Raw genomic sequence first — 20,044 nt, forward strand, 5'->3', positions numbered from 1 at the left:
CGTCAGGCGCGGTTGACCCGGCCTGCCACCGCGTGCGCGACCAGTAGGTAGACGGCTGCGGGCAGACCGTAGTTGAGCACGGTGCGCCACTTGGCGTTGTCCACCGTGAACAGGTCCTTCGACCAGCCCGCGAGCCAATTCGCCGAGTGATGGACCCAGTTGACCAGGTCGTTCGCCCGGTTGGCGTCGAACACGAAGAAGAAGATCCACAGGATCAGGATCAGTGCAGCGATGTCTGCGACGATGAGGATGATCGCCGCGGCGGGGTTACCGCCATACCGTCTGGCCATGACAACCGCATTGCCCGGCTCCGGCGATTGAAACTCCTTTCGATTCCGCGGTGACGGCGCGCCCTCGCGAAGCGTGAGGATCTGGCCAGAACTCCCGAGTGGCGGGCGGACCGGGGCCGGGTGATGCTGCCAAAGATCACGCACGCCCCGCACCCGTAGCCCGTATGCCACCCCGGAGGTCCCCGTGCCGACAGGCATCCCGTTGCGCCGGACGATCGTCGCGCTCCTGCTCGCCGTCACCTTCTTCACGGCGACCGCCTGCGGCAAGTCCACGGACTCCATGTCGTCCGGCAGTTCGGACCCGAGCGCGTCGCCGACCAGCACCGTCGAGAAGCAGAAGCTGGCCAAGACGCGCTTCGTCGCCAACGCGGGCCTCGCGGCCGGGGCCACGTACCAGTGGATCGTGAAGCCGTACAAGGCGGGCAAGTTCAAGAAGGGCGCGAGCGGCCGGACCTTCGCGCTGGTCAAGGCCGGTCTCGCGGGCACCTTCGCCTACAACAGGCTGAAGGCGGCGGCCGGGAACGCCAAGGCCGACCCCACGCTGAGCAAGGCGGTGGCACCGCTGACGGCGGGCATCGACGCGCTCAAGGACCTGCCGGCCAAGCTCCGCAAGGGCGACTCCGCCGACCAGGCGGCGAACAGCTTCGACGACGTGATCAACAAGGTCAAGGAAGCGGGCAAGAGCGCGGGGGCGGACGTCACCGACAACGTGCCGTCGCTCAAGGACATCGGCGGCTGAGGGCAGCGCCGGTTCAGGACATCGTCGGCTGAGGGCAGCGGCGACTCAGGGCATCGTCGGCTGAGGGCATCGTCGGCTGACGCGCTCGGAGCCCACCGCCGGGCCGCCCGCTAGGCGTTCAGCTCCGCCAGCACCCGCAGCGTCTCCCGGTCGGGCGCGGTCACCAACAGGTCGGTGACCGGGCCCGACCGCCAGGCCGCGAGCCGGTCGGCGATCCGTTCACGCGGCCCGACCAGCGAGATCTCGTCGGCGAAGGCGTCCGGCACGGCGTGCACCGCCTCCTCGCGGCGGCCCTCGGCGAAGAGCCGCTGAATCCGCCCGGCCTCCTCCTCGTACCCCATCCGGCCCATCAGCTCGGCGTGGAAATTACGGCCGCGCGCGCCCATGCCGCCGATGTAGAAGCCGAGCATCGCCTTGACCGGGAGCAGCCCGTCGGCCGGGTCCGCGCAGACCTGCGCGCGGACCAACGGGGCGACCATGAAGTCCTTCGACGCCTCGCCGAGCGGCGCGTCGTAGGCGTCGGTACGGAAGGGCGACCAGTACAGCGGCAGCCAGCCGTCGGCGATCCGTACCGTCTGGGCGATGTTCCTGGGACCCTCGGCGCCCAGCAGCACCGGCAGGGCGGCGCGCAGCGGGTGGGTGATGGGCTTCAGCGGGCGGCCGAGCCCGGTGCCGTCGGGACCGGCGTACGGCAGCGCGTGGAAACGGCCGTCCAGCCGTACCGGCGCCTCGCGGCGCAGCACCTGGCGGATCACGTCCACGTACTCGCGGGTCGCGGTCAGCGGGCTGCTCGGGAACGGGCGGCCGTACCAGCCCTCCACCACCTGCGGTCCCGACAGGCCGAGGCCGAGCATCATCCGCCCGCCGGAGAGGTGGTCGAGGGTGAGCGCCTGCATCGCGGTGGCGGCGGGGGAGCGGGCCGCCATCTGCGCGATACCCGTGCCCAGCCTGATCCGGCTGGTGTGCGCGGCGATCCAGGTGAGCGGGGTGAAGGCGTCCGAGCCCCACGCCTCCGCGGTCCACACCGAGTCGTAGCCCAGCCGTTCCGCCTCCTGCGCCAGCCCCACATGGCCGGGGTCCGGGCCGCGGCCCCAGTAACCGAGCGCGAGTCCGAGCCGCATGAACGCCTCCTGGGGGCAGATGATCTGACGGAGCGTCAGGAATAGTGGGAGGGTACGCGCGCCCGCCGCGGGCCGGAAGACCGGCGGCCGGGCGCGGGGCCGTACATAGGCAGCGGGCGGCTGGGGGCCGGGTGACGGGCGAGCAGGCGGGCGGGCGGAAAAGAACAGCGGCCGGTCCCGGCGTCCGGAGGCCCGGAGCGGGACCGGCCGCTGTCGCGTACCGGAAGGAGAAACGATCAGCCGCGCTGGATGCCGCTGCTGTCCTGGAGCACACCGCGCCGCCCGTCCTGGGTCTGCGCGATCAGCGCGGGGCCGCGCTGGTCCACGGCCAAGTACCAGGTACCCGGCGTCAGTTCGGCGATCTGCGCACCCGGGTTGTCCTCCGCGAACAACGGGCGCGGCACCGGCACCGCGAACCAGAAAGCGGTGAAGTCCGACGACGGACCCTGCGCGGCGGCCGGCTGCGGCGCCGACTGCTGCGCACCGTACGGCTGCTGGGCCTGCTGCGGCTGACCGTACGGCGTCTCGACGGACTGCGCGCCGCCCGGGTATCCGTAACCGGCCTGCGGCGGACCCGCCGCGTACGGCTGCTGGCCGGGGCCGACACCGTACGGCTGGGCCGCGGGCCGCGGAGCGCCGAGCAGCGGGGCCTTGAGTGCGGGAAGACGGTTGGACAGCGGGGCCGCCACCGCGATGACGACGCCGAACAGCAGCGTCAGCCAGTTGCCCGCGCCCTTGTCGACGCCGTCCGGGTTGTCGAACAGCGTCGCCCACAGGGCGGTCCAGCCCACGAACAGCGAGATCGCGACAGCCCACTGCTCAAGGGAGAGCCCCAGGATCTGCCGCCCGACGAGCGGACCGGTACGCGCCAGCACCACCGCGGCGGCGGCGATCAGCGCGGCCAGCGTCACCGAAGGCAGGATCGGGAAGTAGTCCGAGTGCCACAGGTTCCGCGAACTTTCCGCGCCGTTGAACGGCGACTTGAAGCTGAAGAACGGCAGGAACGAGGCGATCAGCAGCAGCACCGCTGCTCCGATCACCGCGCCGTCTCCTCGGGTCAGGGAGCGGATGTTCACGTCAGGTCCTGTCCTTTGTCAGTTCGGTTAACTCGGCCGTACTCAATCGGGCGGTGCCCCATCGTACGGGTGTGATCATGTCCGGACAGCCAGGTATGACCATTGGTGCACGATCCATACCGGACTGCTACAGCCCTGTCACCTCTTCCCTTCGAGGAAGGCGGTGAGGCCGTCGGCGATCCCCTGGGCAGCGTGCTGCCGCCACGCGGAGTCCGTCAACGACTTGGCGTCATGAGCGTTGCGCATGTTCCCGCACTCGATGAACACCTTCGGAACGGTGGACAGGTTGAGCCCGCCGAGGTCGTCGCGGACCGTCATCCCCGTACCGCCGCCGAGGTAGTCGGCGAAGTGCTCGCCGGTCGCCGCGGCGAAACGCGAACGCAGCGTCGTGGCCAGCAGATACGAGGGCGCCGCGATCTTACGGGTGTCCGCGATGCCCACGTGCACCGACGTGGGCGCGATCACATGGAAGCCGGACGCCGACGCGGGCGCGCCGTCCGCGTGGATCGACAGGGCCGCGTCCGCGTGCGCCGCGTTCCCGATCCGGGCCCGCTCGTCCACGCACGGGCCGAACGCCCGGTCGCCGTCGTACGTCAGCTTCACCTGCGCGCCGCGCGCCAGCAGGATCGCCCGCACCCGGTGCGCGACGTCCAGGGTGTACGTCGCCTCCGCGTAACCGGAGTTGGTCTCCGTCCCCGTGGTGTCGCACTCCTTGCGGGCGGTGCCGATGTTCACCAGCTTGTTGATCTCCGCCGTGTGCTTGGCGTTGTTGAGATTGTGGCCGGGGTCGAGGACGACGACCTTTCCCGCCAACGGCCTCATCGCGCCCGCGGTGTTGAGCGGTCGGGGGGAAGCCGTCGCCTGCGCGGTCGGGGCCGTGCCCGCCAGGTCCGCCTGCGGCGCCGAGCCCTTCTGGCCGTCGTCGCCGGTACCCGCCGAGGTCGGTGAGGCCGACGGCGAGGACGTCGGCGCGGCTCGTACCGCGCTGTCCTGCTCCGAGCCCCCGGAATCGCCCACCGCGTGGTACACCAGACCGCCTGCCAGGCACGCCGGTACGACCACGGCGACAGCGATGATCAGAGAGCGGCGCTTGCCGCCCCCGTACGACTCGTTCCTGAACACGCCAGCGACTCTATCGGCCTCGCGGACATCCCTGAAGGGCGGTCGCGCGGCGCGGCCGGGGAGCTACGGAGGGCGAGGTGGTCGTGACGGCGACGGGTGGCGTGGGCCGCTCGGCCGTATGCCGCGCGGGTTGTGCGGGGCGCGGCGGGAAGGGGCCGCGGTTCGTGCGGGGCGCGGTGGTGAACGGGCCGCGGTTCGTGCGGCTGCCCGGCCGTAGGACGCGCGGGCTACGGTTCGAACGGGCCCGGCAGCCTGCGCAGCACATGCAGTGACCCCGTCGCCGAGACCTCGGCGAAGGCGCCGGAGTCCAGCGCGCGCCGGTACACCCGGTACGGCGCCTGCCCGCCGTCGGCCGGGTCCGCGAACACGTCGTGGATCACCAGCAGCCCGCCCTCGGCGACCAGCGGCCCCCACCCCGCGTAGTCGCCGCCCGCGTGCTCGTCGGTGTGCCCGCCGTCGATGAACACCAGCCCGAGCGGCTGCCGCCACACTCTGGCGACCTGCGGTGACCTCCCGACCACCGCGATCACGTGCTGCTCGAGGCCCGCCTCGTACAGCGTCCTGCGGAAGGCCGGAAGCGTGTCCATCAGCCCCGTCGCCTCCTCCACCACCAGTTCCGGGTCGTGGTACTCGCCGTTGCCCCAGTCCCGCTGCTGCTCCTCGCTGCCCCGGTGGTGGTCGACGGTCACCGCCACCGTGCCCGCTCCCCTGGCCGCGTCCGCCAGCAGGATCGTCGACCGCCCGCAGTACGTGCCCACCTCCAGCAGCGGCAGCCCGAGTCCGGCCGCGGCCTCCTTCGCCGCCGCGTACAGGGCCAGGCCCTCGTCCCGTGGCATGAACCCCTTCGCGGCCTCGAACGCCGCCACCACATCCGTCATGGGGTTCACCTTATTTCCGCCGGGACGCGGGCCGGGACCTGGGCCGGGGCGCGGGGATGGGGGCCGGGCCGGGGCCTTATGCGCCGGTGCCCGAGGCCGCGAGGCCGATGCGCAGCACGGCGGCCCTGCCCACGACGCCGAGCAGCTGGAGACTCAGCTTGTTCACCCTCCCCTTGGTGCCCGCCTCGCAGGTCAGGTCGGTGGAGCCGGAGTCCTCCTCCGACGGGCCGGTGACGCTCATCTGGCAGCCGCCGTCGGAGTCGAACTGCGACTGGATCAGCGGCGCGGTCAGCATGACCGTGTGACCCCCGACCGAGGTCACCGTGAGCCGTCCGACACCGGACCGCGCGGGCACCGGAATCGTGTCGCCCTCGGTCACCCGGACCTCGCAGCGCCCGTCCCTGCACAGCTCCGTGTCCGTGCCGTCCGACGGCACGGGCAGCGTCGGGGCGGGCGACGGGCTGGCGGTCGTGGGACTCGGGGATGTCGTGGCGGTCGTCGGTGTGCGGGACGCCGGTACGGCACGGCCCGCACCGTCGGAGCGGCCGGAGCCGCCCGCGCCGCCGTCGCCGCACGATACGAGGACGGCGGCGACGGCCGCGAACACCACGGCACGGACGAGCGGACGGAAACGGGCCGGGCCCGCGGAAGGCTGATGGTTCATGCGTACAGCCAAACCCACCTGTCCCGGGACCGGTCCCGAAGCACGTACCCCCCGGAAGATGTCCTAGGCCCCGGCGGGGGTGGACGTAGGCCAAAATCCCGATGCTTTCGTGACAGGCGGGACGGCAGCATGGTCCCCATGAGCGATCTCCTCGGACAGCGCGAACGAACCCCCCGCCGTACCGGGCGCCCGGCGCCGCCCGCATGGGCGGTGCTGGTCGCGGTGTGCGCGGGCCAGTTCCTCGTGGTGCTCGACGTGTCCGTCGTGAACGTGGCGCTGCCGTCGATGCGTACGGACCTGGCGCTGAGCCAGGCCGGTCAGCAGTGGGTGGTGAACGCGTACGCGATCACCTTCGCCGGCCTGCTGATGCTCGGCGGCCGGGCCGCCGACCTCTTCGGCCGCAAGCGCGTCTTCCTCGTCGGCCTCGGCCTGTTCACGGCCGCGAGCCTCGCGGGCGGCCTCGCGCAGTCCTCGGGGCTGCTGATCGCCGCCCGCACCCTCCAGGGCATCGGCGCCGCCGTACTGGCGCCCACCACGCTCGCCATCCTCACCACGTCCTTCCCCGAGGGCCCCGAGCGGACGAGGGCCATCGGCACCTGGACGGCGGTCGGCGCGGGCGGCGGCGCGGCGGGCGGCCTGGTCGGCGGCCTGCTGACCGACTACCTGTCGTGGCGCTGGGTGCTGCTGGTCAACGTGCCGATCGGCGCGCTGGTGATCGTCGGCGCGGCGCTGTGGCTCACCGAGAGCCGCGGCGGTACGAGCCGCCGTCTCGACGTACCCGGCGCCGTCCTGGTCACCGGCGGTGTCGCCGCCCTCGCGTACGGCATCGCCGAGAGCGAGTCGCACGGCTGGACGTCCGCCACCGCGCTGCTGCCGATCGTCGGGGGCGCCGTCCTGCTCGGCGGCTTCGTCGCCGTCGAGGCCAGGACCGCCCAGCCGCTGATGCCGCTGCGCCTGTTCCGTATCCGTTCGGTGTCCGCGGCCAACACCGTCCTGCTCGCGGCCGGGGCCGCGACCTTCGCCACCTGGTACTTCCTGTCGCTGTACATGCAGAATGTGCTGCACTACAGCCCGGTGCGGGCCGGTCTGTCCTTCCTGCCGCACACCGTCAGCATCATCGTCGGCTCCAAGCTGGCGCCCCGGCTGATGAGTTACGTGGACAGCCGGATCGTCGGCGCGGCGGGCGGGCTCATCTCGGCGGCGGGTCTGGCCTGGCAGAGCCGGCTCACCGTGGACGGGGCCTTCCTCACCTCGATCCTCGGGCCCGGCGTCCTCACCATGTTCGGCGCGGGCCTGATGATGACCCCCATCGCGGCGGCGGCCACCTCCGGTGTCGGCATGAGCGAACAGGGGCTCGTCTCCGGCCTCCTCAACACCTCCCGCCAGCTCGGCGGGGCACTCGGGCTCACGATCCTCGCGACCGCCGCCGCCAGCCGTATCTCCTCCCGCGGTCACGCGGGAGCGTCGGCGGCCCGCGCGCTGACCTCGGGTTACTCCCTGGCCTTCCTGATCAGCGCGGCCTTCCTGGTCGTGGGCACCGCGCTCACGGCGCTGTTGCCGAAGCCGACTCCGAAGATCGTTCCGGTGTCGTAGCAGGTGCCGTAGCCGGGCCTGTGGCCGTAGCCGGTGCCGGTGCCGGTGCCGTAGCCGGGCCTGTGGTCGCGGTCGGGGCCGCCGTCGCGTCGTCGCGGAGCAGCGCGAGCTTCTCCGCGGCGTCGGTGCCCTCGACCGGGAACGACGCCAGCATCCGTACGTCGTCCTCGGGTGTGAGCAGCACCTCGCAGCGCAGCCGGACCAGCCCGACCCGCGGGTGCAGCACGTTCTTGCGGTCCGCGCGGCGCACCGCGACCTCGTGCCGCTCCCACAGCGCGCGGAATTCGGCGCTGCTGTCGAGCAGATCCCGCACCAGGTCGGCGAGGCCCCGGTGCCCGGCGCGGCGGGAGTACGTCGAGCGGAGGTCGCCGACGTGCGCCGCCGACATCCGCGGCCAGTCCTCCTCCGGCACCCGCGCGCGCCAGGCCGGATCGGTGAACCACTGCCAGAAGATGTTGTTCTCGCGGCCGGGGCCCGTGATGTCGCGGCCGGTGAGCGCGTCCTGGAGCGCGTTCGTCCACACCACCTCGCCGAGGTCGGTGTAGATGCACACCGGCACGTCCACCAGACGGCTCGCGAGGCTGATCAGCCCCGGGCGGATCCGGTTCCCGGCCAGGCGCGGTGGCGCCGACAGCCCGACGAGGTGGAGCAGGTGGTCCCGCTCGTCCGGGTCGCAGCGCAGCGCACGTGCGAGCGCCGCCACGACGGACTCGGACGGCGCCGAGCCGCGCGCCTGCTCCAGCCGCGTGTAGTGATCCGTCGACACCCCCGCCAGCTGCGCCACCTCCTCGCGCCGCAGCCCCGGCGTCCGCCGCCGTACCCCCTCGGCCAGGCCGACGTCCGCGGGCCGCAGCGCCTCCCGCCTCCGGCGGAGGAAGTCGGCCAGCCCTGTCCTGTCGATCACCCTTCCATCCTCCGAGCCCGCCGCCCTTTTAGCCAGGGAGAACCTGTCCCTGGCTACCGCCCGCGGGCGACTGCGCCGAGGTCCGCGGGCACCCGGCCGGCCCACTCGGTGGCCGCGTCGACTTCCACGGTCCCCGGGGTCGGCCACCACCCACACCACGCACAGCGCGCCTGGCGGGACGTCATCGACCTGCTCGCCGAGTGCCTGCCCGTAACGGAACGATCCGGTCAGCAACCGCCTTTCCGGGCATCGTCGTTGACCACGCACGGCGGGCCGAGAGGCTCCGCGCGGTGCCTGCGGCAACTGCGGCACACGGATCTTCCTGACCGGCCGCGCCCTGGCCGACCGTCAACCGGTGGCCGGCCGGGCCCGAGCCGCGGTCGCACGTCGGTATGCCTCGCATATGCGGGAGGCAAATGTTTGGCATGCTCGCGGCGGTGGCGCCAGTGAGGCGGAACTGCCACCCGCCGCCGACGTCCATGGCGGCGCTCCGGCTGGCGGTTCGTCAATTCTCTTTGTGGGCGGCGACGTTCTCCGGTCCGACCGCGCGGGGCGTGGGCCACTGCGGGGCGCGAGCGGGTGGTTGGGGGAGCCGCAGGCCGACCGGATGTCCCTTTTGGTGTTTCTCAGGGGAGGCTCAAGTGGCCTCCGAGTTCCTTGACGATCTTGTGGCGGATGTCGCAAGGTCTGCTCAGCTCTCCCACAGGGAGCCTTTGACCAGCAGAAATCTGGCTCGGGCCAGAAATGGTGGGGTACATCGTCATGCGTGATCACTCGTTGCGCCGTCGTGGCGTCAGAGCGGTGGCGGGCACGTCAACCGCGCTCGTCCTGTTTAGCGGGGTCGGCATGCAGGCGGCCTTCGCTGACGACAGCGACACGGTCGGCGACTCGTCGACCGTGCACGAGACGCCGGTCGACGACGTCGACGAATCTGACGCGGTGGACGTTCCGGCAAGCCAGCTCGGCACCGAGCCGGACATCCCGAGCACGCCTCCGGGGGGAGGCAACCACCCCGGCGGCCAGTACTGCGACCCGGTCTCGGTGTATACCCCGACGTATAAGGGCGGCTACCACATGCGCGCCGTCGGGCCCACGCAGGCCAACACGAACGCGACCAGCAGGTCGATGACATCGACGTTCAGCTCGTCGACGACCGGTACGGTCGGAGTGTCCCTGTCGGGGACACTGAGCACCAGCGTCAGTGTGCTGATCGCCAAGATCGAGACGAAGTACGACGTGTCGCTCAGCAGTTCACTGTCGGTGGGATTCTCCAACTCCTCGTCCATCACCACACCGGCGCACTACACCACCTTCGCGACGTACGGCGTCTACCGCCTGCGCAACCAGGGCGTGAGCTACCACTACTACACCAACTGCGCCACCACGGCTCACGTCACCGTCACCAGCTACACCCCGCACCATGTGGGCTGGTACATCTCCGAATCGAAGAACTAGTGCCCGCGCACCGGATCAGCGCCGCCGCACTGGCCGCAGCCCTTGCCGCCGTGCTCGCAGGGTGCACGACCGGCCACTCCGCCCCTGACCCGACACCGACGCGCACGGGCTCCCCGACCGTGCCGGTCGCTGTCGACCCACACGCACCGTCGGTGGCCAAGGCCCCCAACCTGAGCGAGGTGAACGTCCCCACCCTGGCGTCGGCGGCCTCCCTGAGCAAGGACACCGAGTTCCCCCTCATAGGCGGCATTCGGGCGAGCAAGACCCTGGCCATCGCCGTGAACTGCAAAGGCACCGGGACACTCACCGTCGCCATCGAACCTTCCGGGCTCAGCTTCCCCCTGCGCTGCATCCCAACGCAGGTGACGCCGACCGTGAACGAAATACGGTTCGCCTCCACCAGCAAGCAGGCACAGATCACGTTCACGCTGTCACCCATGTCCGACCTGGCCTGGTCGTACTCCGCCGGGTGGGACCCGCATCCGGCTCAGCTCGACCAGAGCTAGACCCGCGCCCCGCCCGGCCTCCGTCGATCGTCACAGTTCGGAGGCACCGGAGAGCATCTTCTTGCGCCCCTGCATATGCGTCACCGTGCCCGCCGGATTCACCTTTCCGGTGGGCACGGTCACGTCCCGAACCCGAACCGCGGCCCAAAGACACCACCCCGCGGCGGCTCGGCACGACGGACTCGACCCTGACGTTGTCTGCCCTGACGCAACGGGCGACGGCGTCGTTCGTGTACGCGAGATGCCTGCCCTGGCTACCGCCCGCGGGCGGACGTCGTGTGCGGGAGGCCGCGGATGTAGGGGGCGAAGAGCAGGGACCAGTTGCCCACGGCGTGGTGGGCGCGCAGTGTCTGTTCGGCCTCTTCCGCGTCGGCGGGGAGGTCGGCGGGGACATCGGCCGGGAGGCCGGCTGCTGGGAGGTCCGCGGGGGCGTGGCCGTCCCATTCGGTGGCCGCGTCGAGCAGGTACAGCAGGTGTCCGGCCGCCGGGCCCGCGTCCCCGGCCTCCAACGCGCTCGTGGTGAAGGCGCGCTGTTCGTCGCGCCACACCAGGTCCGAGCTGTCGACGGCGGACGCGACCAGCTCCGCCCAGTACGCCTCGTCGTGGGCGCCGGTGCGCTGCCGCATGTGCCGCGCGGCGAACCGCGCCATGGCTCCCGCGTCGTCGATCAGCGGGGAGAGCACCTGGTCGGAGGTGAAGTCGAAGCCGAACCAGAGGCGGCGGCCGTCGAGGACCAGCGATTCGATCCCGCCGACCACCTCGGTACGCCCGGCCAGCCCGGCCTCCGTATCCGCCGCCGCGCCCTCGACCGCCATGGTGGCCCCCTCATCGCTCGTTCCCGCTACCGCCGGAGTCTGTGAGAAGTTGTCTATCGCACGGCACTGACACCCGCGGGGGCGCCTTACGGCCGTCCGGCCGCTTCGAGCAGGCTCTTGAGCCGGGCCAGGTCGGCGGTGACGGACGCGGCGTCGCGCCGGAATTCGTCGTCGCTCGTCTCCGGCTGTCGCCGAAGCGTGAAGACGACCTCGCTGGCCGGGCCGTCCGCGATCACCCGGACCGGGTTGGAGACGGTCCGCCCGGAGGGCAACGTGACGTCGTGGTCGAGCACGCCCCACTCGTTGGCGGGCGAGAAGGCGACGGTCACCCGCCCCAAGGGGGCGGATCGCGCGACCCATTGACCGTCGATCTCCTCGATCGAGCCGCCCAGCCCGTGCGCCCACTCCGGCAGATTCGCCGGGTTCGAGGCGTAGTCGTAGACGTCCTTGACGGGACGGTTGATACGGATGCCGAGGTGCCGGGATTGCCTGCCTGCGCCCTTCCTGCTTGAGCCGTCCCTGCCTGCGCCGTCCCTGCCTGTGCTGTCCATGCGTGTGCTGTCCATGCCGTTGCTGTTGTCCATGACCGCGACGCTACGGCCGACCGGCGCCGTTTTCTTGAACGAATCGGACATCGCGGGAATCCCGCGGCGCTCAGCCGAAGTAGTGGCCGTCCTTCAGGTCCGCGAGCAGGCCGGGGCGGGTCGGCCGCCAGTCGAGCAGATCGCGCGTGATCCGCGCGGAGGCGGGGCCGTCGACGGCCCAGAAGCGGCCGAGCCAGCCGACGTACTCCCCGGCCTGCTCGGCCGTGACGGAGACGGCGGGGACGCCGAGATGCGCGGCGAAGATCTCGGCGACCTCGCGGATCGGTACGCCCTCGTCGGCGACCGCGTGCAGCACGGAACCGGCGGGCGCGGATTCGAGCGCGAGGCGGAACAGCCGGGCGGCGTCGTCGCGGTGGACGGACGGCCAGCGGTTGGCGCCGTCGCCGACGTAGGCCGCGGCGCCCTTCTCGCGCGCGAAGCCGATCGCGACCGGCATGAACCCGTTGTCGCCGGTGCCGTGCGTGGCGGGCGGGAGGCGTACGACGCTGGAACGGACGCCGTGGCCGGCGAGGGCCTGCACGTAGTGGGCGTTGCCGATCCGGCCGCCGGAGCCGCTGATCGGGGCATCGGTGCTGTCAGTGGCACCGGTGCCGTCACCGCCGTCGGTGCTATCGGTGTCGCCCTCCGTGCTCGCAGCCCGCGCGAGACCGTCGCGTTCGGTGGCGACGACGCCGGGCGCCAGCCCGAGCACGCCGAGGATGCCGGAGGCGATGACGAAAGGCTTGTCCGTACCGGTCAGGGCCTCGCCGAAGGTCTCGATCGCCGCGCGGTCGGCGCCAGTGGCACCGGCGAAGTCGCCCGCGAAGGCGATGTCGTGCTTGAACGCCAGGTGGACGACCCCGTCGGACGACGCGGCGGCATCCCGCAGCGTGCCGAGGTCGTCGAGCGACCCCGGCAGGACCTCGGCGCCCGCGGCCCGCAGGGTCCGGGCGGCGGCATCGGAGCGGGCGAGCCCGACGACCGAGTGACCCGCGGTGATCAGCTCGGGTACGAGCCCGCGGCCGACCCAGCCCGACGCTCCTGTGACGAAAACGCGCATGGGGAACCTCCAGAAAGGGGCGCGCCCGTCCGGCGAATCCGTAGCGGGCGGCCTTGCGGTCACCCTCTATTCTTTGTACGGTCGTGCAAGAAAAGTCAAGCGGTGACGGCGGCCGGTGCGCGAGGGAGGATGGACGACGGCGGACCGCGACGAACAGGACGGACCGCGACGGTCGCGACGGACCGCGACGATCACGAACGACCGCGACGATCAACCGGAGGCAGCGATGGCGGGGCGCCCCGTCGACCACCAGCGGCGCGCGGAACTGCTCGACGCGGTGGTCGACTACACGGTCGAGCACGGCTTCTCCGAGGTGTCGTGGCGGCCGGTCGCCGCCGCCCTCGGGGTGTCGCCCACGACCCTCGTCCACCGCTTCGGCACCAAGGAGCAGATGCTCCAGGCCGTCCTCGGGCGCCTGCGCGAGCGCATCTTCCAGGCCACCAACGAGACGGCCGGACACCAGCCAGATCTGGCGACGTCCGTACGCGCCGTCTGGCGACGCGCCTCGGACCCGCGCCAAGGCGCCGAGTTCCGGCTCTTCTTCGCCGTCTACGGGCGGGCGCTCCAGGCGCCCGAGCAGTTCTCCGACTTCCTCGACCACGTCGTCACCGACTGGATGAACGCCCTGTGCGCCGCCCAAGGGCCCGACGTATCACCCGAGTCGGCAGTGCGTACGGCCACCCTCGTCATCGCCACCGTTCGCGGCCTGCTCCTCGACCTCCTCGCCACCGGCGACCGCGCCCGCGTCGACGACGCGGCCGAAGCGTTCCTCGCCTCGCTGGCGTGAGGGGTCAGAGCCAGCCGTTCTGGCGCGCGTGGCGTACGGCTTCGATGCGGTTACGGGTGCCGGTCTTGCCGATGGCCGCGGAGAGGTAATTGCGCACGGTGGACTCGGAGAGGAAGACGCGGGCCGCGATGTCGGCGACGGTGGAGCCGTCCGCGGCGGCGTTGAGCACGTCGCGCTCACGCGGGGTGAGCGGGCTGGGCCCCGCGCTGAGCGCTGCCGCGGCCAGCGCCGGGTCGATGACGCGCTCGCCGCGCAGGACACGGCGGATGGCATGGGCCAGTTCCTCGACGGGCCCGTCCTTGACCAGGAATCCGGCCGCGCCCGCTTCCATGGCGCGCCGCAGATACCCCGGCCGGCCGAACGTGGTGAGGATGAGCACCTGGCACGACGGCAGCCGCTCGCGCAGCTCCGCAGCCGCGTCGAGCCCGCTGCGCCCCGGCAGTTCGATGTCCAGCAGCGCGATGTCCGGCCGCGCCTCCAGCGCCTCCGCCACGATCCGGTCCCCGGCGGCCACCTGCGCGACGACCTCCAGGTCGTCCTCCAGATTCAGCAACAACGCGAGCGCGCCCCGCATCATCCCCTGGTCCTCCGCGAGCAGCACCCGCGTGAGCGCCCCGTCCCGCCGATCGCCGTGCTCGCCGCCCCGCTCCCCGCCCTGCCCTGTCTCCCCGTCGGTCATCCCCCCACCCTAGACAGCCCTCGCCCTAGGCAGCCGCCACCCTAGACAGCCCCCGCCCGCGCGGTCCGCCCGCCGTGTCCGGGACATGGCTCGCACGGCGACTATTGCCGCGAGTGGGCTGGTACTACTGGTACATGCATGAAGAGACCGCGCAGTCCGCGATCGACACGTTCATCTCCGCGTTCAACGCGTCGGACGACACCTATGTGACCGGGCTGCTCTCCCAGGCCCTGACCTCGGATGTCCTCTTCTGGGGGCCGTTGGGACGCAGCGAGGGGATCGAGGCGGTCGAGCGCTTCGTGCTGGACATCCGGCGCCATCCGGCGGGGGCCGGCACGATGGAGCGCTGCTCGGCGGTGGACATGCCCGACGAGTGGGCCCGGTACGAGTGGGTCTTCACCACTCCCGACGGAGGCCCCCGCCTGACGGGAACCGACGTCGTCCATCTGCGGAGGAGCCTCATCGACCAGGTCATCGTCTTCGCCGGAGAGATCAAGTAGGCCGATTCCCCCGCCGCCCCCGAGTTCCCCACGACGTGACCTCGGCGAGGATGTCGTGCCAGGGGAGGGCACCGGGATCGGCCGTCTCGCCGGAAGAAGCCGCCTCGCCGGAAGCCGCCTTGGAGGGGCGCCCGGACCAGAGCCGTACTCCCGACCGCGCCTCGGACGCGCGGACCGGCTCCCGGGAGTCCACCGAGAACACTCCGGCGAGCTCGTGCACGGCGATGAAGCCGGCCACACCGCCCTCGGAGTCCGTGCGGTCCGGGCGCTCGGTGAGGGCTTGCCACAGGATGTACACGTTCGGCAGCCGCACCTCGGGCCGGAACCGGTACGCGAGGCGTTCCCGCCTGATCGAGCCGATGCGCGGCAGCCGCACCCGGGCGAGCGGGACGACCTCGCGCGCAGATCCGATGATCTGAAAGAAAAGCCCTAGGTGTCCCGCCACGGGGTAGCGGTCGGGATGGGAGAAGGTGGCCTCGTCGGGCACGCGGTTCGCGGGAGGACGGTGCCGCACCTTTTCCGGTTGGGCCGCAGGCACGTCGTAGAGGAGTGAATTCGTATGACGGATGACGTCTTCGGGAGTTCCGAGGCATTGAGGGAACTGACGATCCACGACCGGCACGGGCAATTCATCGGCCGGGTCAGCCATGTGTACGTGGACGACTGGGACCGTCGGCCGCAGTGGGTGACGGTGAGGACCGGGATGCACGGCTTCGAGGAGACGTTCGTCCCCTTGGCCGGCGCCGAGCACGAGATCGGGCGCGACACGGGCGGCGGCGTGCTGCGGGTGGCGTACGACCTCGACACGATCAAGGCCGCGCCGCGCGAGGACGCCGAGCAGCACCTCGGACTCGACCAGGAGCAGGAGTTGTACGCCCACTACGGGCTCCTCCCGCCGGAGGGCCAGGCGTCCGGCGCCCCGGGCGTGGGCGCCGACCGCCCCACCGCCCCCCTCACCGGCCACGACGAGGGCATGGACGACATCCAGGAACTCTCCGACGACCCGGCCCCCGCCCCCACCCGCTCCCGTCTCCGCAAGGCCACCCCCGCCGAAACCACCCCACCCGCATCCACCCCCTCCGAGCCCCCCACCCCTGCGGAGCCCGCCGCCTCCTCCGAGCCCCCCACCCCCTCGGAGCCCACCGCCTCCTCCGAGCCCCCCACCCCGACACCCGAGGCGACCCCCTCCACCCCTCCGCCCCCTCCCGCCCCCGACGACAGGTCCTAGAGATCGACCCCGTTCTTCACCGGCGGCGGCTACGCGTCCGGGGTCGGGGCGCGGGGTGGGCTGGATTGGGCGGGGGTTGTGGCGGCGGACTGACCGGAGGAAAAGCGGATAAAGGGGCTGCGGGGGGAATTCGTCCCGGAATCCGGTCGGCGCAAAGGGTGGCGGGAAAAGGCTGTACGTACCTCGGGGTTCGTGAACCCCGAGGTACGTATCGGAGCAGGTGGCGGCAGGTGCAGAAGGCGGGATTCCACTTAATTTTTTCCTGAAAGGATTGACGCGCTTCGTTAGATGGACACAGAATCCACTTCGCTCATAGGGGAGTTCGGGTGGAACGGGGTGGGGGCGGACTGTGAATATTCGTATGCGGCGCAGAGCGCGGAAGCTGGCGTGGCGGGGGGTCGCGGTGGGGGCGGCGGCCACGGTGGCGTGGGCGGGGCTGACGCCCCTGGACGCGACGGCGGACCCCGCGCCCGTGCCGCAGACCGAGGCACAGCGGGACCTGGACCAGGCGCAGGCGTCCGGGCAGCCGGTGGAGGTGGTGGGGGCGCGTACGGAGAACACGACGACGTACGCGAATCCCGACGGAATCACCATGCGGCTCGACCAGTTCACGGCCCCGGTACGGGTCGCGCGGGCGGACGGCTCCTGGGCCGAGCCGGACGCGACCCTGGCCAGGAAGGCCGACGGGAGCCTGGCTCCGAAGGCGGCCGTGGTGGATCTGGCCTTCTCCGGCGGCGGCACCGCCCCGTTGGTGACGATCGGGCGCAACGGCCGCACGCTGGCCTTCAGTTGGCCCGGCACGCTGCCCGCCCCGACGCTGGACGGCGAGAGCGCCGTGTACGCCGACGTGCTGCCGGGTGTGGACCTGCGCATGACGGCGACCACGCAGGGCTACCGCGAGGTGCTGGTGGTCAAGACGCCGACCGCGGCGGCCAATCCGGCGCTGAAGCGGATCGAGTTCGGGATGCGCGCCTCCGGCCTGGACGTCAGCGACACCGCGAGCGGCGGCCTGAGCGCGGTCGGCCCCGACGGGCAGGAGCTGTTCACGTCCTCGGCCGCCCAGATGTGGGACTCGCTCGGTACGGCGTCCGACCCGGTCGACAACCCGGCGGCGCCCACGGCGAAGACGGCGCCCTCCACAAAGGCCGCGCCCTCCGCGAAGACGGCGCCCAGCGCCGAGGCCCTCGCCCCCGAAGACGGCCCGGCCCCCGGCGCCACCACCGCCACCACCCCGCTGGACGTCACCGGCACCTCCGTCGCCGTCGTCCCCGACCCCCACCTCCTCGCGGCCAAGGACACCGCCGCGTACCCGCTGTACATCGACCCCGACGTGTCGCTCGCCTCGGGCGCCCCGCAGCGCACGCTCCTGCGCAGCGACGGCTACAGCAGCTACGGCTGGGGCAACGGCACCAACGGAGAGGGCGACGGCCACTGCGGCTCCTGGAACGGCTACTACTGCGGTCCCGGCTACACGCAGCGGCTCTACTTCCAGTTCACCCCCGGCGCCCTCAAGGGCAAGAAGGTCCTGAAGGCGACCTTCCGCGTCACCTCGCCCTGGGCGTTCCAGTGCGACGCGCGCTGGACGGACCTGGAGCGCACGAACAACTTCTCGTCGTCCACGACCTGGTCGTCACGCCCCAAGGAACTCGACCTGATGGTCGACCGCTCCTTCTCGGCCGGCCGCGGCTCGACCTGCGACCCCAACTCCCCTGACGCGCCGATCGAATTCGCCGACAACCCGGACGAGACGAATGAGAATCTGACGCCCACGGTCGCGGACTTCGCCGCGGGCAAATTCGCCAAGCTCACCCTCGAACTGCGCGCGCACGACGAGTCCGACACCTCCGCGTGGAAGCGGTTCAAGAACAACGCGGCGCTGTCCGTCAACTACGTGGCCAACCCCGCGCTCCCGACGAAGATCGGTCTGGTCACGGGCAGCGGCGTGGTGTGCTCGACCAAGAGCGCCGACCCGTCGGTGATCTCCGACCCGACGCCCGCGCTGTCGTCGGTGCCGCAGACGGCGGCGGGCGGCGAGTCGGGCGCGCGGCTGCGTTCGGTCTTCAGCATGGACAAGTACACGGCGTCCAGCGCCACCTGGTCGAGCGCGTTTAGCGACATCGTGCGGCCCGCGACCGGATTCGTCGGCGACAACGTCTCACCCGGCGTCGCCACCGCACCGACCCTGACCGACGGCACGCTGTACCGGTACCGCACATGGACCCGTTCGTACTACGACAACCAGAGCAGCTATCTGGCGGGACCGTCCAACGGCTCGACCACCGGCTGGTGTTACTTCAAGGTCGACTCCACCGCCCCCAAGGCGCCGACGGTCACCTTCGCGCGGACCTACAGCGAGTGCCTGCCCAACACCTGTGTTCCGGCGGGCGGTCCCGGCGTGGAGGGCAAGGTCGTCTTCGGGCCCGCGTCCGGTGACACCAACACCGCCTACGAGTACAAGCTGTCCTCGTCCGACGCGTGGATCGCGCTCGCGGCCGGGGTCACCAGCGCGACGATCACCCCGCCCGCCTCCGGCACGTACCACCTGGACGTCCGCGCCAAGGACGTCGTCGGGCGGTGGGGCGCGGAGACGGTGAAGGACTTCCTGGTCGCGGCCGGTGCGGGCCCGGTCGGGCAGTGGAGCTTCGACGAGAGCGCCGGCCAGGCCGTCGACACCTCGACCACCGTGGCGGCGCAGCAGCACAACGCGACGCTGTCCGGCACCGGCGCGGTCCGCGACGCCAACGGCCGCCGCGGCGACCTGCCGGACGGCAACGGCGGCAGCACCCCGGACAAGGGCCTGCACCTGGACGGGACGTCGGGGTACGCCTCGACGGCGGGGCCCGTACTGGAGACCCGCTCGGCGTACACCGTCTCGGCGTGGGTGAAGCTGGACACCACCACGCCCAACGGCATCGTGCTCTCCCAGGACGGGGTGACGTACAGCCCGTTCATCCTCGCCTACGACCACGGCCTGGGCACCTGGTTCTTCGGGGTCAAGCAGCAGGACGCCAACACCGGCACGGCGTACTACGGAGTGGCGGCCAAGTCCCCGCCCAGGACCGGGGTGTGGACCCACCTGCTGGGCAGCTACGACCCGGCGACCTCGCAGAGCGCGCTGTACGTGAACGGCGTGCTCCAGGGCACCGCGACCACCACCGGCTCGTGGTCGGCGACCGGCGCCTTCCAGATCGGGCGGTACAAGTGGGGGACGTACCAGTACAACTTCCCCGGCAGCATCGATGAGGTGAAGGTCTGGCAGCGGACGCTGACCTCGCAGGAAGCCTCCGACGAGGCGCGGCTGCTCGGCACCGACGGCAAGGCCCAGGTCGAACTGACCGCGGCCTGGGACCCGTCGGGCGCCTCCGGCACCACCCTCGCCGACACCGCCTCCGGTTACGGCCGCACCCTGACCACCTCGGGCGGCGCCACCCTCGACGGCGACACCATCGCCCTCGACGGCGCCACCGGTTCGGTCTCCACGCCCGGCTCCGTCGTGGACGACACCGGCTCCTTCACGGTCACCACCCGCACCCAGCTCGACGCGGCGGCCCTGGTCACCCACCCCGTCGGCTACACCGAACAGATCGCGGGGCAGCGCTCGGCCGACGGCTCCTCGTGGGGCGTGTGGTTCAAGTACACCGGCACCACCACCACACTGGACGACGACGGCAACGTCATCACCGTCCCCCAGGGCCAGTGGCTCTTCGGCCGGGTCGCCACCGACGGCACCTTCACCGGCGCCGTCTCGCCCAACGACGACCCCAGCGGCGGCAGCGCCGACGGCACCGTCCAGGTCACCGGCGTCCTCGACGCCCAGTCCGGCACGGTCAGCCTCTACCTCGGCGACAACCTCCAGGACACCCAGCCCTTCACCGCCGTCCAGGGAGCGGGCGACTTCACCGGCGGCCGCGCCTACGTCGGCGCGACCTGGGGGCACTACCTGGCGGGCCAGATCGAGGACATCCGCGTCTGGTCGGGCGCGATGACCGACTCCGACCAGATCACGTCGGTCATCGACGGCTGACCCCGGTCGGACGGCGGCC

At 71.7% G+C, this 20,044-nt stretch carries 20 protein-coding genes and 1 pseudogene; 9 read left to right on the plus strand and 12 right to left on the minus strand.

Annotation, left to right across the window (positions count from 1 at the left end; translation table 11 throughout):
* Window positions 1–2: 2 nt before the first annotated feature.
* Window positions 3–290, minus strand: coding sequence for a hypothetical protein (locus ACZ4EF_RS05335; protein ID WP_188285062.1), 288 nt, complete (start codon window positions 288–290; stop codon window positions 3–5).
* A gap of 184 nt (window positions 291–474) precedes the next feature.
* On the opposite strand from ACZ4EF_RS05335, the gene ACZ4EF_RS05340 reads away from it, so the two are divergent.
* Complete coding sequence (locus ACZ4EF_RS05340) at window positions 475–1,029, plus strand: hypothetical protein (protein ID WP_467502854.1); 555 nt, start codon at window positions 475–477, stop codon at window positions 1,027–1,029.
* Window positions 1,030–1,139: 110 nt separating this feature from the next.
* Here ACZ4EF_RS05340 and ACZ4EF_RS05345 read toward each other — a convergent pair whose 3' ends face one another.
* From ACZ4EF_RS05345 to ACZ4EF_RS05365, 5 genes are all read right to left on the minus strand, one after another.
* Window positions 1,140–2,150, minus strand: coding sequence for an LLM class F420-dependent oxidoreductase (locus ACZ4EF_RS05345; protein WP_467502856.1), 1,011 nt, complete (start codon window positions 2,148–2,150; stop codon window positions 1,140–1,142).
* 236 nt (window positions 2,151–2,386) lie between these two features.
* A complete protein-coding gene (locus tag ACZ4EF_RS05350; RefSeq protein WP_467502858.1) occupies window positions 2,387–3,226 on the minus strand; it encodes a hypothetical protein in 840 nt (279 codons plus the stop codon).
* Window positions 3,227–3,364: 138 nt separating this feature from the next.
* Window positions 3,365–4,348 (minus strand): N-acetylmuramoyl-L-alanine amidase, encoded by a 984-nt coding sequence (locus ACZ4EF_RS05355; RefSeq protein ID WP_355345388.1) that lies wholly within the window; start codon window positions 4,346–4,348, stop codon window positions 3,365–3,367.
* A gap of 227 nt (window positions 4,349–4,575) precedes the next feature.
* Window positions 4,576–5,226 (minus strand): class I SAM-dependent methyltransferase, encoded by a 651-nt coding sequence (locus tag ACZ4EF_RS05360; protein WP_467502860.1) that lies wholly within the window; start codon window positions 5,224–5,226, stop codon window positions 4,576–4,578.
* 76 nt (window positions 5,227–5,302) lie between these two features.
* Entirely contained in the window at window positions 5,303–5,890 is a 588-nt protein-coding gene (locus tag ACZ4EF_RS05365) for a hypothetical protein (protein ID WP_467502862.1), read from the minus strand.
* Window positions 5,891–6,028: 138 nt separating this feature from the next.
* Between ACZ4EF_RS05365 and ACZ4EF_RS05370 the strand changes: the two genes are divergently transcribed.
* The gene (locus ACZ4EF_RS05370; protein ID WP_401304208.1) at window positions 6,029–7,483 is read left to right on the plus strand and encodes an MFS transporter; all 1,455 of its coding nucleotides are present in this window, start codon (window positions 6,029–6,031) and stop codon (window positions 7,481–7,483) included.
* On the opposite strand, the gene ACZ4EF_RS05375 is transcribed toward ACZ4EF_RS05370, so the two are convergent.
* A complete protein-coding gene (locus ACZ4EF_RS05375) occupies window positions 7,434–8,387 on the minus strand; it encodes a helix-turn-helix transcriptional regulator (protein WP_467502864.1) in 954 nt (317 codons plus the stop codon). The two genes, ACZ4EF_RS05370 and ACZ4EF_RS05375, sit on opposite strands and share 50 nt — an antisense overlap.
* A gap of 126 nt (window positions 8,388–8,513) precedes the next feature.
* Between ACZ4EF_RS05375 and ACZ4EF_RS05380 the strand changes: the two are divergent.
* The 3 genes and pseudogenes from ACZ4EF_RS05380 to ACZ4EF_RS05390 all read left to right on the plus strand — a co-directional run.
* Window positions 8,514–8,606: pseudogene (locus ACZ4EF_RS05380) on the plus strand (dienelactone hydrolase family protein); the annotation flags it as partial.
* 582 nt (window positions 8,607–9,188) lie between these two features.
* Window positions 9,189–9,842, plus strand: a complete 654-nt coding sequence (locus ACZ4EF_RS05385) for a hypothetical protein (protein ID WP_355345373.1) — start codon at window positions 9,189–9,191, stop codon at window positions 9,840–9,842.
* Window positions 9,843–10,021: 179 nt separating this feature from the next.
* Entirely contained in the window at window positions 10,022–10,348 is a 327-nt protein-coding gene (locus ACZ4EF_RS05390) for a hypothetical protein (RefSeq protein ID WP_467502866.1), read from the plus strand.
* 254 nt (window positions 10,349–10,602) lie between these two features.
* Here ACZ4EF_RS05390 and ACZ4EF_RS05395 read toward each other — a convergent pair whose 3' ends face one another.
* From ACZ4EF_RS05395 to ACZ4EF_RS05405, 3 genes are all read right to left on the minus strand, one after another.
* Entirely contained in the window at window positions 10,603–11,163 is a 561-nt protein-coding gene (locus ACZ4EF_RS05395) for a hypothetical protein (RefSeq protein ID WP_467502868.1), read from the minus strand.
* An 86-nt stretch (window positions 11,164–11,249) separates the two neighbouring features.
* Window positions 11,250–11,714, minus strand: a complete 465-nt coding sequence (locus ACZ4EF_RS05400; protein WP_467503066.1) for an SRPBCC family protein — start codon at window positions 11,712–11,714, stop codon at window positions 11,250–11,252.
* 103 nt (window positions 11,715–11,817) lie between these two features.
* Window positions 11,818–12,807 (minus strand): SDR family oxidoreductase, encoded by a 990-nt coding sequence (locus ACZ4EF_RS05405; RefSeq protein ID WP_467502870.1) that lies wholly within the window; start codon window positions 12,805–12,807, stop codon window positions 11,818–11,820.
* Window positions 12,808–13,033: 226 nt separating this feature from the next.
* Here ACZ4EF_RS05405 and ACZ4EF_RS05410 point away from each other — a divergent pair, with 226 nt between their 5' ends.
* Entirely contained in the window at window positions 13,034–13,594 is a 561-nt protein-coding gene (locus ACZ4EF_RS05410; protein ID WP_401715201.1) for a TetR/AcrR family transcriptional regulator, read from the plus strand.
* Between the two features lie 4 nt (window positions 13,595–13,598).
* Here ACZ4EF_RS05410 and ACZ4EF_RS05415 read toward each other — a convergent pair whose 3' ends face one another.
* Window positions 13,599–14,273, minus strand: coding sequence for a response regulator transcription factor (locus ACZ4EF_RS05415; RefSeq protein ID WP_355345359.1), 675 nt, complete (start codon window positions 14,271–14,273; stop codon window positions 13,599–13,601).
* Between the two features lie 134 nt (window positions 14,274–14,407).
* On the opposite strand from ACZ4EF_RS05415, the gene ACZ4EF_RS05420 reads away from it, so the two are divergent.
* Window positions 14,408–14,773, plus strand: coding sequence for a nuclear transport factor 2 family protein (locus tag ACZ4EF_RS05420; RefSeq protein WP_355345356.1), 366 nt, complete (start codon window positions 14,408–14,410; stop codon window positions 14,771–14,773).
* Here the strand turns inward: ACZ4EF_RS05420 and ACZ4EF_RS05425 are convergent.
* Window positions 14,766–15,260: a hypothetical protein gene (locus tag ACZ4EF_RS05425; protein WP_467502872.1), complete on the minus strand. Its 495-nt coding sequence runs from the start codon at window positions 15,258–15,260 to the stop codon at window positions 14,766–14,768. The two genes, ACZ4EF_RS05420 and ACZ4EF_RS05425, sit on opposite strands and share 8 nt — an antisense overlap.
* A gap of 72 nt (window positions 15,261–15,332) precedes the next feature.
* On the opposite strand from ACZ4EF_RS05425, the gene ACZ4EF_RS05430 reads away from it, so the two are divergent.
* A complete protein-coding gene (locus tag ACZ4EF_RS05430) occupies window positions 15,333–16,001 on the plus strand; it encodes a PRC-barrel domain-containing protein (protein ID WP_467502874.1) in 669 nt (222 codons plus the stop codon).
* Window positions 16,002–16,362: 361 nt separating this feature from the next.
* On the plus strand, window positions 16,363–20,025 hold the full coding sequence (locus ACZ4EF_RS05435) for a LamG-like jellyroll fold domain-containing protein (protein WP_467502876.1): 3,663 nt from the start codon (window positions 16,363–16,365) through the stop codon (window positions 20,023–20,025).
* Window positions 20,026–20,044: the final 19 nt, after the last annotated feature.

The sequence above is a fragment of the Streptomyces sp. NPDC025721 genome (genome assembly GCF_055558595.1).